The sequence below is a fragment of the Paenimyroides ummariense genome (assembly GCF_900115115.1).
GTDB lineage: Bacteria > Bacteroidota > Bacteroidia > Flavobacteriales > Flavobacteriaceae > Flavobacterium > Flavobacterium ummariense.
The window spans coordinates 55,334-70,226 of the sequence record NZ_FOVI01000011.1 but is presented as its reverse complement, the minus strand read 5'-3'; the positions used below and the strand labels follow the sequence as shown (position 1 = coordinate 70,226).

Genomic DNA, 14,893 nt, shown 5'->3' with positions numbered 1-14,893 from the left:
TACCTTGTACAAAATTCCGAAGGTCTATTGTCAAAAAAAATGATAATTGTCATAATAACCGTATATTTGTAAAAACTAATTTAATGAGCAAGTGTGAGCAGTGCATCGTTAGAGAATTAAGTTCGTTAAAGGCTTTGTCTAAAGACGAATTGATTCATTTAGCGAAGTGTAAAGACAGTTTTCTTATAAAAAAAGGCGACGTTATTTTTAGCGAAGGCGATGTAATGAACGGCGTTTACTGCATTAAACAAGGCACATGCAAATTGGTTAAAATGAATTCCAGCGGAAAAGACACTATTCTAAAACTGATTACCAAAGGCGATTTGTTAGGACAAACATCGATCTTAACCGAAGGAAAAGCTACTTTAAGTGCCGTTGCTGTTGAAGACATGCAGGTTTGTTTTATTCCGAAAAATGAAGTATTAGGCTTTATTGGCAACAACAAAAATTTTTCGTTTGAAGTTACAAAAGACGTTTGCCAAAACCTTAACTACGCAACCGATTTTGCCATAAACCATACACACAAAACCGTAAAAGAACGTTTAGCACAAGCTTTGCTCGATGTTTTAGATTCTGCCGGAACTGATGCAGAAGGATTTTTAAACCTGCAATTAAGTCGCGATGAAATTGCAAGTATGGTTGGAACTGCTACCGAAAGCTGCATAAGACTGCTTGCCGAATTAAAAAAACTGGGAATTATAGATTTAAAAGCAAAAAGAATAAAAATTTTAAAGCTGAACGAATTAAAAAGTTTAGCACAATAATTTTATAAAGCCTTTTAAAGTAAATGCTAATTTGTGTATTTTCGCATTATGATGAATACAAACGATACAGCATTTTTAACCGATTTTTTAAAAACGCCCAAACAAATAACAATTGTTCCGCACCGCAACCCCGATGGTGATGCTTTAGGTTCGTGTTTAGGTCTTTACCACGTTTTAATACAGCTTAACCACAACGTAAAAGTAATTTCACCGAACGAATTTCCTGAATTTATTTCTTGGCTTCCGGCTTCGGAAGAAGTTTTAGTTTTCGAAAAAAACTTCGATGCCTGCAAAACTTTTTTACAAGGAAGTGATTTGGTTTTTACGTTAGATTTTAATGCGTTGCACCGTGCAGGCGATCAAATGGGATCGTATTTAGAGAAACTGCGCAAACCGTTTGTAATGATTGATCATCATCAAATGCCCGATGCGTATGCAAAAATCACGGTTTCTGATACTTCTTTTGGATCAACCTGCGAATTATTATATCGTTTTTTAGAAGAATTAAATCTTCAACAATATATTAATAGAGATGCAGCAACATGTATTTATACGGGAATTGTAACAGATTCTGGTTCGTTTAAATTCGTAAAAACAACCGGCGATACGCACCGCGTAGTTGCAGATTTGATTGATTTAGGTGTAGATAACCCAAAAGTACACAATTCACTTTTCAGCACGGCATCGTTCAATCAGTTGCAATTATTGGGCAGAGCGCTACAGCATTTAAAGGTAATGCCCGAAAAAAGTACGGCGTACACATTTCTTTCTCAAGACGATTTAAACGAATTCGATTATCAGAAAGGCGATACCGAAGGAATTGTAAATTACGGATTATCTTTAAAAGGAATTAATCTGGCGGCAATATTCATCGAAAATAAAGAAGAAGGAATGATTAAGATTTCTTTTAGATCTGAAGGTGAGTTTGATGTAAACGAATTTGCCCGCAGTTATTTTAACGGTGGCGGACATATTAATGCAGCCGGCGGAAAATCGTTCGATACCTTGGAACAAACCGTTCTAAACTTTGAAACCATTTTAAACAATATCAACAAACAGTAATATGAAAAAAATAATTGCATGTTTTGCCTTAACCGGCTTATTGTTTGCCTGTAAACAGCCCGAGCCTCGCAAACCGGTGAGTTACAGTTCGGGAACTTTTATAAAGGAATCTGTTCAGCGAAACAAGAATATTGTTCAAGACGAAGAAAAACTGATTCAAAACGTCATTAAAAAAGATTCGGCTCATCATTATTACCAATCAACTTTAGGATTTTGGTATAAATACGATGTTGCTGTTACGACAGACAGCTTACTTCCTAAAAAAGGAGATATTGTTAAATTAGATTTTGAAATTTACGACATCAATAGCAATTTAATTTATACAAAAGCCGAAACAACCCCAAAAGTTTACGCAGTAGATAAGCAGGAAATTATGGTTGGTTTGCGCCACGCCGTAAAATTAATGCACAAAGGCGAAACGGTTTCGTTTATATTTCCATCGCACATGGCATATGGCTATTTGGGCGATAAAGAAAAAATTGGAACCAACGTTCCGCTAATCTGTAAAGTAACCCTTAACGATATTAAACCAGAATAAAAAATGAAAAAACTATTATTTGCTTTTGCGTTAATTAGCACGCAAGCTTTTGCACAAACCAAGTTAGCCGATGGTATGTACGCAAATTTTGTTACCAAAAAAGGTACCATTACCACCCAACTATATTACAATGAAACGCCGTTAACCGTAGCAAATTTTGTTGCTTTGGCAGAAGGAACACATCCGCAGGTTAAATCAGAATACAAAGGAAAACCTTTTTATAACGGATTGAAATTTCACCGCGTTATTGCTAATTTTATGATTCAGGGAGGCGATCCTAAAGGCGATGGATCTGGAGAACCGGGATATTTATTTGCAGATGAAATTGTTCCAACTTTGAAACATGATGGTCCTGGAGTTTTATCTATGGCAAATCGCGGACCAGCAACAAACGGATCGCAATTTTTTATTACACATGTTGCTACGCCTCATTTAGATGGTCGTCATACCGTTTTTGGAAAAGTTGTTGATGGACAAAAAATTGTGGATGCTATTGAACAAAACGATGTTATTGAAAAAGTAGAAATCGTTCGTGTAGGAAAAGATGCTAAAAAATTCAATGCTGCTAAAACATTTACAGAGACTTTAGAAAAAGCAAAAAAAGCAGATGAGCTTAAAAAGAAACAAGCAGAAGCTTTAAAAATCGAATCAAAAAAAATGTTCGATGATTATCTTGCAAAAGCAACGGCATATCCATCGGGAATTAAAATGTATGTTGTAGAAAAAGGTGCAGGTATCAAACCAACCGAAGGTGAAAACATTCATTTTGATTATGCAGGATATTTAGCAGACGGAACTTTGTTTGATACAGGTATTGAAGCTTTGGCAGAAAAACACGGAATTTTAAATCCGCAAAGAAAAAACGCAAACGCTTACCAGCCTTTAGATTATACTTTTGGAAATAAAGGTGGATTTATTGAAGGAATGACCGAAGGCTTATTACAATTGAACAAAGGAGATAAAGCATACATCTTTATTCCATCGAATTTAGGATATGGCGAACGCGCTATGGGACCAATTCCAGCAAATTCAAACCTAGTTTTTTACGTAGACATCAAACCTTAATTACTATAAAATGAAGAAAATTTTAGCATTAGCTGTATTAACGGCAACCTTATTTACAGCGTGTAAAAAAGAAGAAGAAACCAATTTACCAGAAGGCTTATATGCCGAAATAACAACGAACAAAGGAACAATCACAGCTCAATTAGAGTATGAAAAAGCTCCGTTAACGGTAGCTAACTTTGTAAGTTTGGCAGAAGGTAAAAACCCGTTTGTTGAAGCAAAATTCAAAGACAAACCTTTTTACGACGGATTGACTTTTCACCGCGTTATTGCAAACTTTATGATTCAAGGTGGTGATCCATCAGGAACAGGCGAAGGCGGACCAGGTTATAAATTTGCTGATGAATTCCATGCAGATTTAAAACACGACAAACCGGGTATTTTATCTATGGCAAATGCCGGACCAACAACAAACGGTTCGCAATTTTTCATTACGCACGTTGCTACGCCACATTTAGATGGTATGCATAGTGTTTTTGGTCATGTTATTGAAGGGCAAGAAATTGTTAACACCATTGCACAAGGCGATAAAATAGAAACCATAAAAATTATTCGTTCGGGCGATAAAGCAAAAGCTTTTGATGCGGCTAAAGTTTTCAAAGAAAAACAAGAACAAGCTAACAAAGTTCCAAACGAAACAAAAGCGGTTTTAGAAGATGCAAAAACAAAAGCTACTACTACTAACAGCGGTTTATCTTATTATATTTTTGAAAAAGGAAACGGCGAAAAACCAAAGCAAGGCGACAAAATTAATGTGGCGTATGCAGGATATTTTGAAGACGGACGTTTGTTTGATACCAGTTTAGAAGATGTTGCAACAAAGTACAATGTATTAAATGCACAGCGCAAAGCAGCAAACCAATACATTCCAATTCCTTTTGAATATGGTCAGAAAACAGGAATGATACCAGGTTTTATCGAAGGTATCGAACAATTGGGCATTGGTGACAAAGCGTACATCTTTATTCCATCGCATTTGGGTTATGGCGAACAAGGTTATCCTGGTGCCATTCCACCAAACACAAATTTAATTTTTGAATTGCATATTTCAAAATAATATAAAAGAGGCTTTTGCCTCTTTTGCTTTTAAATTCCTAATCTATCCTTAAAAATCAACAATGAACAAAAACTATTTAAAATCTGCCTTTTTACTTTCGTTTTCTGTATTAAGTCTATCTGTTTCAGCACAGAATAAATTTCAGCAAAACAAGCAATCTATCTATAGCGAAATCATCAATGAAGTTGAAAATAACAGTCAGCTTGAAAATTTGGCATTTGAACTTTTAGATGAAATTGGTCCGCGTTTGGTAGGATCTCCCGAAATGCAACAGGCTCACAATTGGGTTGTTGACACGTACAAAAAATGGAATATTTCTGCTGAAAATGTTGCTTATGGCGAATGGAAATCATGGCAGCGGGGCACAACACAGATCGAAATGACACATCCGAGAATTAAATCCATAGACGGAATGCAGCTTGCTTGGAATGCCAATACTAAAAAAGCAATTGAAGCAGAAGTTGTTGCGATGCCACTTTTTCAATCTAAAGCAGAATTTGAAACATGGGCTAATTCGGTTAAAGGAAAAATCGTCTTAATTTCTCCATATCAAAAATCAGGCAGACCAGAAAATCAGTGGAAAGAACACGCAACCGAAGAAGATTTTACATCGTTCAAAAAAGAAAAAAGCGATGATTTAACCGCTTGGAACAACAGTATAAAAATGACCGGAAAAACTACACGCGAAATCGTTGAATATTTAGAAAAGAAGGGCGCTGTTGGCTTTGTACAATCGTTTTACACTGGTACAATGGGCAGCAACCGTATTTTTTATAGTTTTGCTAAAAACACACCAATGGTTGATGTTAGTTTAGAAGATTATGGTTTGCTTCATCGTTTAGAGGTTCATGGAAAAGCTCCGAAATTAAAGATTAATACGCAATCTAAAAATTTAGGAACAGCTAAAACCTTTAATACAATTGCGACGATTCCCGGAAAAACTAAACCAAACGAATATGTAATGCTTTCGGCACATTTAGATTCTTGGGATGGCGCGCAAGGTGCTACCGATAACGGAACGGGAACTATTTTAATGATGGAAGTTGCCCGTTTAATTCAGAAATATGCTCCGAATAACGACCGAACCATTGTAATTGGACATTGGGGAAGCGAAGAACAAGGGTTGAATGGTTCACGTGCATATATTATGGATAACCCAACCGAAGTTCAAAAAATAAAAGTCCTTTTTAATCAAGACAGCGGAACCGGTCGTATCAATTACATTGGCGGACAAGGTTTTACACAGGCTTATAATTATTTAGGAACCTGGTTACAGAATGTTCCTGAAAACAACAGAAAACACATTAAAACCGATTATCCGGGAATGCCGCAAGGTGGCGGAACAGATAACGCATCGTTTGTAGCTGCAGGTGTTCCGGCTTTTAACTTAGGAACTCAAAATTGGGATTACGGTCAATACACTTGGCATACCAACCGAGATACCTATGATAAAATTGTTTTTGAAGAATTAGAGCGAAACGTAATTACAACTACAATTTTAACTTTAGAAGCCGCAAACGATCCCAACGAAATATCAAACGAAAAAAGAGTTTTACCAGCAACTACCGAATGGCCAACAATAAAAGAGCCAAAACGAAATTCTAAAGATTATTAAAAAAAAAAACACGCTTAAACAAGCGTGTTTTTTAATGCTTTATTGTAAATGGCTTCGTATAGTGGAACAATTTTATCTACACTGAAGTTTTTTGAATGCGCATACGCTTGTTCTTTAAATTGTTGCAGCGTAACATCATCTTTTAAAATTTCTATAGCGTGTTGAACCATTCCGTCTATATCACCAATGTTGTCCATAAAACCGGAAACACCTTGAACATTTACTTCGGGTAATCCGCCGGTGTTCGATGAAATCACGGGAACTTTATTTGCCATGGCTTCTAATGCTGCCAAACCAAAACTTTCGGTTTCGGACGGAAGTAAAAACAAATCGGAATATTTCAGAATACTGTCGATCTCTGATGAATTTCCAAAGAAAATCACTTTATTCTCAATGCCTAATTCTTTTACTAATTCTTCAGCTCCCAATCGTTCCGGACCATCGCCCACCATCATTAGTTTTGCAGGCATTTCTTTCTGAATACCGTTAAAAACCTTCACAATATCTAAAATTCGTTTCACTTTTCTAAAGTTACTAACGTGTGTAACGATTCGCTCGCCATCTTCTGCAAACAAATTCCGTTTACATTGTACATGCGTAACATTTTTATCCTCGATAAAATTCGGTATAACGTGTATATCTTTGGTAGTATCGAACAATTCATAAGTCGATTTTTTCAAATCTGCCGAAACCGAAGTCACATAATCAGACTGGTTGATACTGAAACTTACTGCGGTTTTGTAAAACGGATGGTTTCCTACCAACGTAATATCGGTACCGTGCAAAGTGGTTACCATAGGCAGCGAAATGCCTTGTTCTGCCAACATTTGTTTTGCCATATAACCTGCAAAAGCGTGTGGAATGGCGTAATGTACGTGCAAAAGATCGATACCGTATTCTTTTACCGTATCAACAATTTTGCTTGACAAAGCCAACTCATAAGGCTGATAGTGAAACAAAGGATATTCGGGTACCACAACTTCGTGGTAATGAATATTTTTATTTAAAAGCGCCAGACGAACCGGCTGACTGTAGGTTATAAAATGTACTTCGTGATTGCGTTTTGTTAATTCAATACCTAATTCTGTTGCTACTACTCCACTTCCTCCGAAGGTTGGATAGCAAACTATGGCTATTTTCATATTTAAATGTGGAAAATTAATTATTTTAAAGCATCGTAAATTACCTGCTGTATATCTTCTCTTGTATTTGCTTTTGAAAGCTTGTTGTCATCGGCACTTGGAAAGGTTCTGTTCGATAGAAAAACGTAAATTAAATCGTTTTCCGGGTCTGCCCAAGCCATTGTACCTGTAAATCCTGTGTGACCAAAACTTTGTTTTGAAGCGCAACCGCATGTTGGTCCGCTTTTACCTAATTGTGGTTTATCAAAACCCGCTCCTCTCCTATTTCCTTCCTTGCAATAATAACAAGTATTAAAATCGTTTATGGTTTTTTGCGATATGATTTCTTCGCCGTTAAACTTGCCTCCGTCTAAAAAAAGTTGCATCATTTTAGATACGTCCAACGCATTGCCGAACAATCCTGCATGACCTGCAACACCACCAAACATGGCAGCTCCCATATCATGCACATAACCTTGAACGGTTGTGTAACGATAATAATTATCGATTTCGGTTGGAGCGATCTGCGATAAATCGAATTTTGTCTGCGGAAGATACGTTAAGGTCTTCGCTCCGATTTTCTCGTAAAAATATTCATTAACCAGTTCGTTCAAAGGCTTTTTGTACGATCTTTCAACAATCTCTGATAATAAAATGAAATTTAAATCGCTGTACTTGTATTCTTTCTTCCCTAATTTTGATTCTGCAATGGTTTCAATGATGTTTTTTTTGTAATCTGATTTTAAAAACAGATTATCGTTTATCTGCAAATTAAATTCTTTTGAAAATGTTGGTTGATACAAATCGGCCTTCGGTTTTCCGTTACTGTCTAACGTTTCTTTGTAAAACGGAATCCACGCTACCAAACCCGAATTATGTGTCAATAATTCTTTAACACTTATGTTAGCTTTGTCGGTTCTTTTAAATTCAGGTAATAAATCGCCTAATTTCTGCTCGAAACGCAGCTTTCCGTCATCGTACATTTTCATGACCATTGGCAGTGTTCCCAACATTTTAGAAAGCGATGCTAAATCGTAAATCGTTTGATTGGTAACCGAAACATTGTCATTATACGTCATTTTTCCAAACGATTTATTATAGACAATTTTACCGTTACGTGCCACTAAAACCTGCGCTCCCGGTGTATATTTATTCTTAATTGCAGTATTAACCAAAGCATCAATTTCTTTCAACTTCGCTTCGTTAAAACCTTCTTCGCTAGCACGACCGTAACGAATATTTTTATTTGCTTTTACATCAATTCCATCGCCTTCTTTGAAGAATTTGCCGATAGAAACCGGCAATTTTCCTGTTGCAGGCTGCATTCCAAAAAGAACGTCGGTCACTTTTCTGTGTGCGATTACGTTATTCTGATATCCTAAAACAACCGCTTCAAACTTCGAAAAATCCTTAACCGCACTTAACGCATACGGTTTTACAAACGATACAAAAATAGATTTATTGGTGTTGGCGATATTATCAAGCAACGTAATTTCGTCCGGAGTCATATCGTGTTTTTTCCAAACTCCGTCTGCTTTGTGATAACCTACAATAACCAAATCGAACGCTTTTAAATCTTCCAAATGATCTTCGATCTGATAATGATTAAAAACCGTAACCGGCTGGTTTGCTTGCAACGCATCAATAAAAGTATCATTTACATCGTCCCCCAATTTTACATAGGCAATATTCTGCTGTTTGCTGCTGTTAAAAGGCAACGTGTTCTTATTGTTTTTTACAACGGTAACAATATTTTCGTACAGTTTATAGCTTAAATCGGTATATTCCGGTTTGTTTAAATCTTGATATAAATTTTTAGTTTCAATTGGTTTGTAGTTGTTTAAACCAGCTTTGTATTTGTAAAGTAAAATCTTTTTAACCGAATGTGCCAAACGATCTTCGGTAAACTCGCCTTTTGCAAACGAATCATTAAATTTCTGAATTGCCAATGGAACGTTCTCTGCAAAAAGCAACACATCGTTTCCTGCCAAAAATGCTGCCAGATCAACTTCTCCTGGAGATTTGAAATTCGCAACGCCTTTCATATTTAAGGCATCGGTAAAAATCAGCCCTTTAAAATTTAAATCGTCTTTTAAAAGATTGGTTATGGTATTGTATGACAATGATGTTGGAACATCCTTTTTAGGTTCTAACGCAGGAACCGACAAATGTGCCACCATTACGGATGCTAAGCCTTCTTTTATCAGTTTTTTGTAAGGGTATAGTTCGATATTATCTAATCTTCTTTTATCGAAATCGATGTTCGGAAGTGCGTGATGCGAATCGGTTGCGGTATCGCCATGCCCAGGAAAATGTTTTGCTGTTGCAAACACTTGATTTTCTTGCATTCCGCGCATTAATGCTACTGCTTTATCAGCAACATTTTCTTTAGATTCACCAAAAGATCTGTTTCCGATGATAGGATTTAGCGGATTGATGTTGACATCTACAACCGGTGCAAACATAAAATGAATGCCCATACGCTTAGATTGTGCTGCCATCTGCGTTCCCATTTGTTCGATCAAATCATTTTTCTGAACGGCACCCAACGTCATATTCCATGGATAAACATAAGTAGAATCTAACCTCATTCCCAATCCCCATTCGGCATCAATCCCAACAAACAAAGGTAATTTTGATGCTTGCTGTAATTTATTGATCATGTGTGCCTGACGCCCAGGACCACCTTGAAAGAAAATGACACCACCAATATTTTTAGTTTTCACTAAATCTAAAAGTTCTTGAACATGCTTTTCATCACGATTAGAATAAGCTGCCACCATGAAAAGCTGCCCCACTTTTTCATCGAACGACATTTGGTTGTAAACACTATCTACCCACTTTTGTGCAGGCTGAAATTTTTGTTTGGGTTGTGCAAATATTGTTAAGGGAATATATAAAAACGCTAACCAGATTTTTTTCATAACTGTTAAAAATAAAACATCATCAAAAATAAACTTTTGAACATGAAATTAATAATATAAATTCGGAATTTTCCGTTAAAAAACTTAACTATACATTTACAAGAAAAATGACAAACGATTTCCAACAGATACAACTAGAACTTTCACAATTAACCGATAAAAATATTACCAATTTTGCTACAGACGCTGAATGTTTGGAATATTCTGGCTGTAGTTTTAAATTGGATGATCTAAAAGTAAAATTTCGCCAAGCAAAGGTGACTCCGAAAAAAGTTGGTTTGTTCGTAACCCTTTGGCAACGAAATAACGAAAACAAAACCGAACCTTTGAGTGTAAATGATCCGTTTGATTTTTATATTATCGCTGCACAACAAGAAGATCATTTCGGTTTTTTTATTTTTTCGAAAGATATTTTAAGTGAGAAAAACATACTAATAAACAGTAAAAAAGAAGGAAAAAGAGGCTTTAGAGTTTATCCCGATTGGACAGAAACTGAAAACAATCAGGCAACAAAAACCAAAGCATGGCAAACCAATTATTTTATCAATTGTAGCCAAAACAACCATATAATAAGTGAGAAGCTAAATAATTTGCTGAACAAATCATAAAAAACACTAACTTTGTACCACAAAAAATAAGCAATAAAATGTAAAAAACAATTTCTTTCAGACTTTCAAAAGCGGTAAACCACAAAATGGTTCGCTGTATTGTTACATCTTCAACGAAAGAAATCATGCTTATTATTCAAAACTTATCCTATACACATCCAAACAAGGATTTACTTTTCGGCAACATAAATCTTACAGTAAATTCAAGCGAAAAAATCGCACTAATCGGCAACAATGGTTCCGGAAAATCAACTTTGCTAAAAATAATATCAGGTTTGCTAAAGCCTTTAAGCGGCTCGCTTAATATTAATTCAAAACCCTATTATATTCCACAGATTTTCGGTCAATATAATGACTTTACTATTGCTGAAGCTTTAGGAATCGATAAAAAACTGACTGCCTTACATGAAATTTTAAAGGGAAATATTTCAGAAGAAAACTATGAAATATTAAACGACGACTGGACTATCGAAGATCGTTGTAATGAAGTTTTGAAGCATTGGAAGTTAAATGATCTGGATTTATCGCAAAAAATGGAAACGTTAAGTGGCGGACAAAAAACAAAGGTTTTTTTAGCAGGGATTTCGATTCATAAACCCGAACTGATTTTACTGGATGAACCCAGCAATCATCTCGATTTTGAAAGTCGCGAACTTTTGTACGATTTTATCAGATTTACCAAAAGCACGCTGATTGTCGTAAGTCACGATAGAAAACTACTGAATATTCTGAATAAGGTTTGCGAATTAACAAAGAACGGAATTACTGCTTACGGTGGAAATTTCGATTTTTATACCGAACAGAAACAGATCGAAAAAAATGCATTGGCTCAAGATATTCACAGCAAAGAAAAAGCATTGAAGAAAGCCCGTGAAAAAGAACGCGAAACCATTGAACGTCAGCAAAAATTAGACAGCAGAGGAAAAGGCAAACAAGAAAAATCGGGTGTTGCCAAAATAATGATGAATACGCTACGAAATAACGCCGAAAACAGTACGGCGAGGCTAAAAAGTGTTCACACAGAAAAAATTGGAAACATTAGAGACGAGCTTCAAGACTTACGATCAGCTGTAGTATCAACTGAGCAAATGAAATTCGGTTTTAACAGTTCAGCGCTTCATAGAGGAAAAGTACTTTTTACGGCAGAAAATATAAATTTCAAGTACGAAACCAGCGTTTTTATATGGAAGACTAATTTAAATGTGCAGATTTTAAGTGGATCGCGCATTGCAGTAAAAGGCAGTAATGGATCTGGTAAAACAACTTTTATAAAAATACTTTTAGGAAGTTTGAAACCGCAACACGGAACCGCTTTTCGAAAAGAAAGTAAATCAGTTTATATTGATCAGGATTATTCTTTAATCAATAACAACTTAAAAGTGTATGAACAAGCTCAACAGTTTAATACTTTTAATTTGGAAGAACATGAAATAAAAATCAGACTGAATCGTTTTTTATTTCCACAAAATACTTGGGATAAACCTTGTAGCGCTTTAAGCGGTGGCGAACGTATGCGTTTAATGTTATGCTGCTTGAGCATCGGTAGTCAATCGCCGGATATTATTATTTTAGATGAACCAACCAACAATCTGGACATTCAAAATATAGAAATTCTTACCAACGCAATTAACGATTATCAGGGAACATTAGTAGTAATATCACACGATGAAACTTTTTTAGAGCAGATAAATATTGATCAAATAGTGAATTTGTAGAATGTTATTAAATAAAAACTCCTCTTTAAAATAATAAAGAGGAGTTTTTTATAATTGATAAACTATCTGTTCTTAAACAATCAAACTTCCAACCAAAACGGAATGTTCTGTTTTAATTAGAACATCCGCTTTATCTTTATTTTCAATCAGTAATAAATCAGTCTTTTTTAAATCGATTTTTTCATTATTTACCTCAATAGAAGTATCATTTAATGCGAAAAGGAAAATAAATGATTCGTTTAATTGAACCGTATCTTTTAAAAAGAATACATCTGCTTCCTCTAAATTTTTACTTACCATTAAATTAAAATCGTTTCCTTTTGTGTAAGAAATAATATCACTGTTCGAATCAAATTTAAAAACATCATTTGGAGTATAACTTTCTTTTTTTCCGTTATTGTTTATATTCAGATCATTATCTAACATCACTAAAAATCGTTGATAATTGTTGAACTTTGTAAAGGTAGATGGAACTTTTTTAATGGTTGCTACACTTATCCTAAACAAAAAATCGCGGTTTGCATACAATGTCTTTTCCGGATAAATGTAATATTCAAATGTTTCGCCACCATCCCAAATTGTTGGAATTAGCGTATCTTTTGAAATTTTAGTAATTTTCATTTCTTCAAAGCATTAAATAATTTCCATTTTTTTCATAATAAACGTAGCGTTTTTATTTTGACAAATGCCTTCTTTTAACTTGTAATCAAAATGGAGTTCGTTATTGATAATCTCAACTTCAAAACACTTATTTTCCATAGTTTCCAAGTGATTATCGGTAGTTTTACAAACTTCTAAATCGTGTGTAGCAATCATTCCTGTGACATTCAAATTGTGCAGTTTTTCAATCACACCAACCGTTCCTGTTTTCTTATCATCGGAATTTGTTCCTTTTAAAATCTCATCTAACAATACAAAAATTGGTTGTTTTTCAGCTTCGGTAACAATTTGCTTTAGGCGTTTAACTTCGGCAAAAAAGAATGATTCACTGTCGGATAATGAATCTGTCAATCTCATAGAAACCCACAACGGCAGTGGATAAACGACTGCTTGTTTGGTATCGATCGGTGCGCCAGCGTAACTCAACACCAAATTAATTCCAACGGTTCGCAGAAAAGTACTTTTACCACTCATGTTGCTTCCCGTTAAAATCACAAATCGTTTCTGGCTGAAATCAATCGTATTTCGTACCCGTTTATCCTTTGAAATCAGCGGATGTCCTAAATCTTCCATCATAATTTGGTTCGATGCAATGGTTGGATACTGATATTCCGGATTATTGTATGCAAAATTCGCCAAACTATTCAATGCCTCTACTTCACCAATAATTTGCATGAAATGCCATAATTCTAGCTGATGATTATCTTTCCACTTCAACAATTTTTTATAGACCCAAAAATGATATTGAAAAGTTCCGTTTAAAGCGATAAAGACGAATAAATTGGCAATGGTATTTAGTTTTTCAAAGCAATTTGCCAGATTGGTAACGATTTGATAAGCCGTTTTTTGGTTTGATTGCATTTTGGACTGAAGATCGTTTAAATAAACCGATTGAAATTTTTCGGTTTCAAACGCGTGAAGCATTTTTGAATATTGCTGTAAACTGTTGGCAATTCGATCACTTTTACCGATTTCTTTTAAAATATGTTGACTAAAATATCCTATCAACAATAAATTCAACGTGAAGAAAAACACCGTTAATTTTGAAAACACAGGATGCCAGTTGAACACCGATCCAGCGATTGAGATCAATAAAAGTATAGGAATTAAAACAGTGAAAAACTGCATAAAAGCTTTTGGTTTCTCAGAAATAGTTTCCGTCCAATTTTTTATTGCAAGATCTTCTTTTTCGGTAGTTCCTGCCAACAATGATAAGGTTTGAAAATGCTGACGAAAATTCAATTTTTGTGATAGTTCTTTTACAGCTTCTTGCTTTTTTAGTATTGATGCTTCTGTAGGGATTTCCTGTAAACTTTTTGCTAAGGCATCTTTTCCTAAAAAAGTTCCGGTACGATTGGTAAACTGAAAGATTGAATTAGATCCAAACAAATCTAAATCGTACGAAAAAGCATGTTGCGGATTTTGATATTCAACACCATTATTAAACTGATGATTGCCTTCTAAAAAAGAAATTTCATCGGTATTTATCTGCTTCAACGTTTTATGATACGCAATTTTTGACTGTACTTTTAAATAAATATTTACAACAATTATAAAGACAATAATGAGCGCTAACGCAACAAATCCGTACAAATGATTTTTTTCATACATCATTAAATACAGAAAATAAATTGCTACCAAAAGCAGCATAATTCTACTGTAACTTAATATGTTATTTTTATTTGATAATTTTTTAAGAATCTCTGTCTGTTTTTGGCTTATAGTAGCGTACATATTTTGGTTTTAAAATCGACTAAAATTACG

The 14,893-nt window shown here is 34.9% G+C and carries 12 protein-coding genes; 8 read left to right on the top strand and 4 right to left on the bottom strand.

All coding sequences use genetic code 11. From position 1 onward, the window contains the following. The first annotated feature begins 83 nt into the window (after window positions 1-83). The 6 genes from BM253_RS09640 to BM253_RS09615 all read left to right on the top strand — a co-directional run bounded on the left by BM253_RS09640 (window position 84) and on the right by BM253_RS09615 (window position 6,101). Complete coding sequence (locus BM253_RS09640; protein WP_091522992.1) at window positions 84-764, top strand: Crp/Fnr family transcriptional regulator; 681 nt, start codon at window positions 84-86, stop codon at window positions 762-764. A gap of 48 nt (window positions 765-812) precedes the next feature. Then, a complete protein-coding gene (locus tag BM253_RS09635; protein WP_091522988.1) occupies window positions 813-1,826 on the top strand; it encodes a DHH family phosphoesterase in 1,014 nt (337 codons plus the stop codon). Window position 1,827: 1 nt separating this feature from the next. Next, entirely contained in the window at window positions 1,828-2,364 is a 537-nt protein-coding gene (gldI, locus tag BM253_RS09630) for a gliding motility-associated peptidyl-prolyl isomerase GldI (RefSeq protein ID WP_091522984.1), read from the top strand. 3 nt (window positions 2,365-2,367) lie between these two features. Continuing rightward, window positions 2,368-3,429 carry a peptidylprolyl isomerase gene (locus BM253_RS09625; RefSeq protein WP_091522980.1) on the top strand — a complete coding sequence of 354 codons (1,062 nt, stop codon included), beginning with the start codon at window positions 2,368-2,370 and terminating at the stop codon, window positions 3,427-3,429. A 10-nt stretch (window positions 3,430-3,439) separates the two neighbouring features. After that, the gene (locus BM253_RS09620) at window positions 3,440-4,486 is read left to right on the top strand and encodes a peptidylprolyl isomerase (protein WP_091522977.1); all 1,047 of its coding nucleotides are present in this window, start codon (window positions 3,440-3,442) and stop codon (window positions 4,484-4,486) included. Between the two features lie 61 nt (window positions 4,487-4,547). Then, window positions 4,548-6,101, top strand: coding sequence for a M28 family peptidase (locus BM253_RS09615; protein WP_091522974.1), 1,554 nt, complete (start codon window positions 4,548-4,550; stop codon window positions 6,099-6,101). Between the two features lie 14 nt (window positions 6,102-6,115). Here the strand turns inward: BM253_RS09615 and bshA are convergent, their stop codons facing one another. Beyond that, window positions 6,116-7,243 (bottom strand): N-acetyl-alpha-D-glucosaminyl L-malate synthase BshA, encoded by a 1,128-nt coding sequence (gene bshA / locus BM253_RS09610; RefSeq protein ID WP_091522971.1) that lies wholly within the window; start codon window positions 7,241-7,243, stop codon window positions 6,116-6,118. Between the two features lie 20 nt (window positions 7,244-7,263). Continuing rightward, the gene (locus BM253_RS09605; protein WP_091522967.1) at window positions 7,264-10,146 is read right to left on the bottom strand and encodes a serine hydrolase domain-containing protein; all 2,883 of its coding nucleotides are present in this window, start codon (window positions 10,144-10,146) and stop codon (window positions 7,264-7,266) included. 107 nt (window positions 10,147-10,253) lie between these two features. Between BM253_RS09605 and BM253_RS09600 the strand changes: the two genes are divergently transcribed. Both BM253_RS09600 and BM253_RS09595 read left to right on the top strand, forming a co-directional pair. Further along, window positions 10,254-10,754: a MepB family protein gene (locus BM253_RS09600; RefSeq protein ID WP_091522965.1), complete on the top strand. Its 501-nt coding sequence runs from the start codon at window positions 10,254-10,256 to the stop codon at window positions 10,752-10,754. Window positions 10,755-10,879: 125 nt separating this feature from the next. After that, window positions 10,880-12,469: an ABC-F family ATP-binding cassette domain-containing protein gene (locus BM253_RS09595; protein ID WP_091523107.1), complete on the top strand. Its 1,590-nt coding sequence runs from the start codon at window positions 10,880-10,882 to the stop codon at window positions 12,467-12,469. Window positions 12,470-12,541: 72 nt separating this feature from the next. On the opposite strand, the gene BM253_RS09590 is transcribed toward BM253_RS09595, so the two are convergent. After that, window positions 12,542-13,090 carry a HutD family protein gene (locus BM253_RS09590; protein WP_091522960.1) on the bottom strand — a complete coding sequence of 183 codons (549 nt, stop codon included), beginning with the start codon at window positions 13,088-13,090 and terminating at the stop codon, window positions 12,542-12,544. Between the two features lie 12 nt (window positions 13,091-13,102). Further along, window positions 13,103-14,863: a MutS-related protein gene (locus BM253_RS09585; protein ID WP_091522957.1), complete on the bottom strand. Its 1,761-nt coding sequence runs from the start codon at window positions 14,861-14,863 to the stop codon at window positions 13,103-13,105. Between the last annotated feature and the right edge of the window lie 30 nt (window positions 14,864-14,893).

What these genes read in the sequence shown, in the direction of transcription:
- BM253_RS09640 (WP_091522992.1), top strand. Translation starts at nt 84, where the DNA reads ATGAGCAAGTGTGAGCAGTGCATCGTTAGAGAATTAAGTTCGTTAAAG.
- BM253_RS09635 (WP_091522988.1), top strand. Translation starts at nt 813, where the DNA reads ATGATGAATACAAACGATACAGCATTTTTAACCGATTTTTTAAAAACG.
- gldI (WP_091522984.1), top strand. Translation starts at nt 1,828, where the DNA reads ATGAAAAAAATAATTGCATGTTTTGCCTTAACCGGCTTATTGTTTGCC.
- BM253_RS09625 (WP_091522980.1), top strand. Translation starts at nt 2,368, where the DNA reads ATGAAAAAACTATTATTTGCTTTTGCGTTAATTAGCACGCAAGCTTTT.
- BM253_RS09620 (WP_091522977.1), top strand. Translation starts at nt 3,440, where the DNA reads ATGAAGAAAATTTTAGCATTAGCTGTATTAACGGCAACCTTATTTACA.
- BM253_RS09615 (WP_091522974.1), top strand. Translation starts at nt 4,548, where the DNA reads ATGAACAAAAACTATTTAAAATCTGCCTTTTTACTTTCGTTTTCTGTA.
- bshA (WP_091522971.1), bottom strand. Translation starts at nt 7,243, where the DNA reads ATGAAAATAGCCATAGTTTGCTATCCAACCTTCGGAGGAAGTGGAGTA.
- BM253_RS09605 (WP_091522967.1), bottom strand. Translation starts at nt 10,146, where the DNA reads ATGAAAAAAATCTGGTTAGCGTTTTTATATATTCCCTTAACAATATTT.
- BM253_RS09600 (WP_091522965.1), top strand. Translation starts at nt 10,254, where the DNA reads ATGACAAACGATTTCCAACAGATACAACTAGAACTTTCACAATTAACC.
- BM253_RS09595 (WP_091523107.1), top strand. Translation starts at nt 10,880, where the DNA reads ATGCTTATTATTCAAAACTTATCCTATACACATCCAAACAAGGATTTA.
- BM253_RS09590 (WP_091522960.1), bottom strand. Translation starts at nt 13,090, where the DNA reads ATGAAAATTACTAAAATTTCAAAAGATACGCTAATTCCAACAATTTGG.
- BM253_RS09585 (WP_091522957.1), bottom strand. Translation starts at nt 14,863, where the DNA reads ATGTACGCTACTATAAGCCAAAAACAGACAGAGATTCTTAAAAAATTA.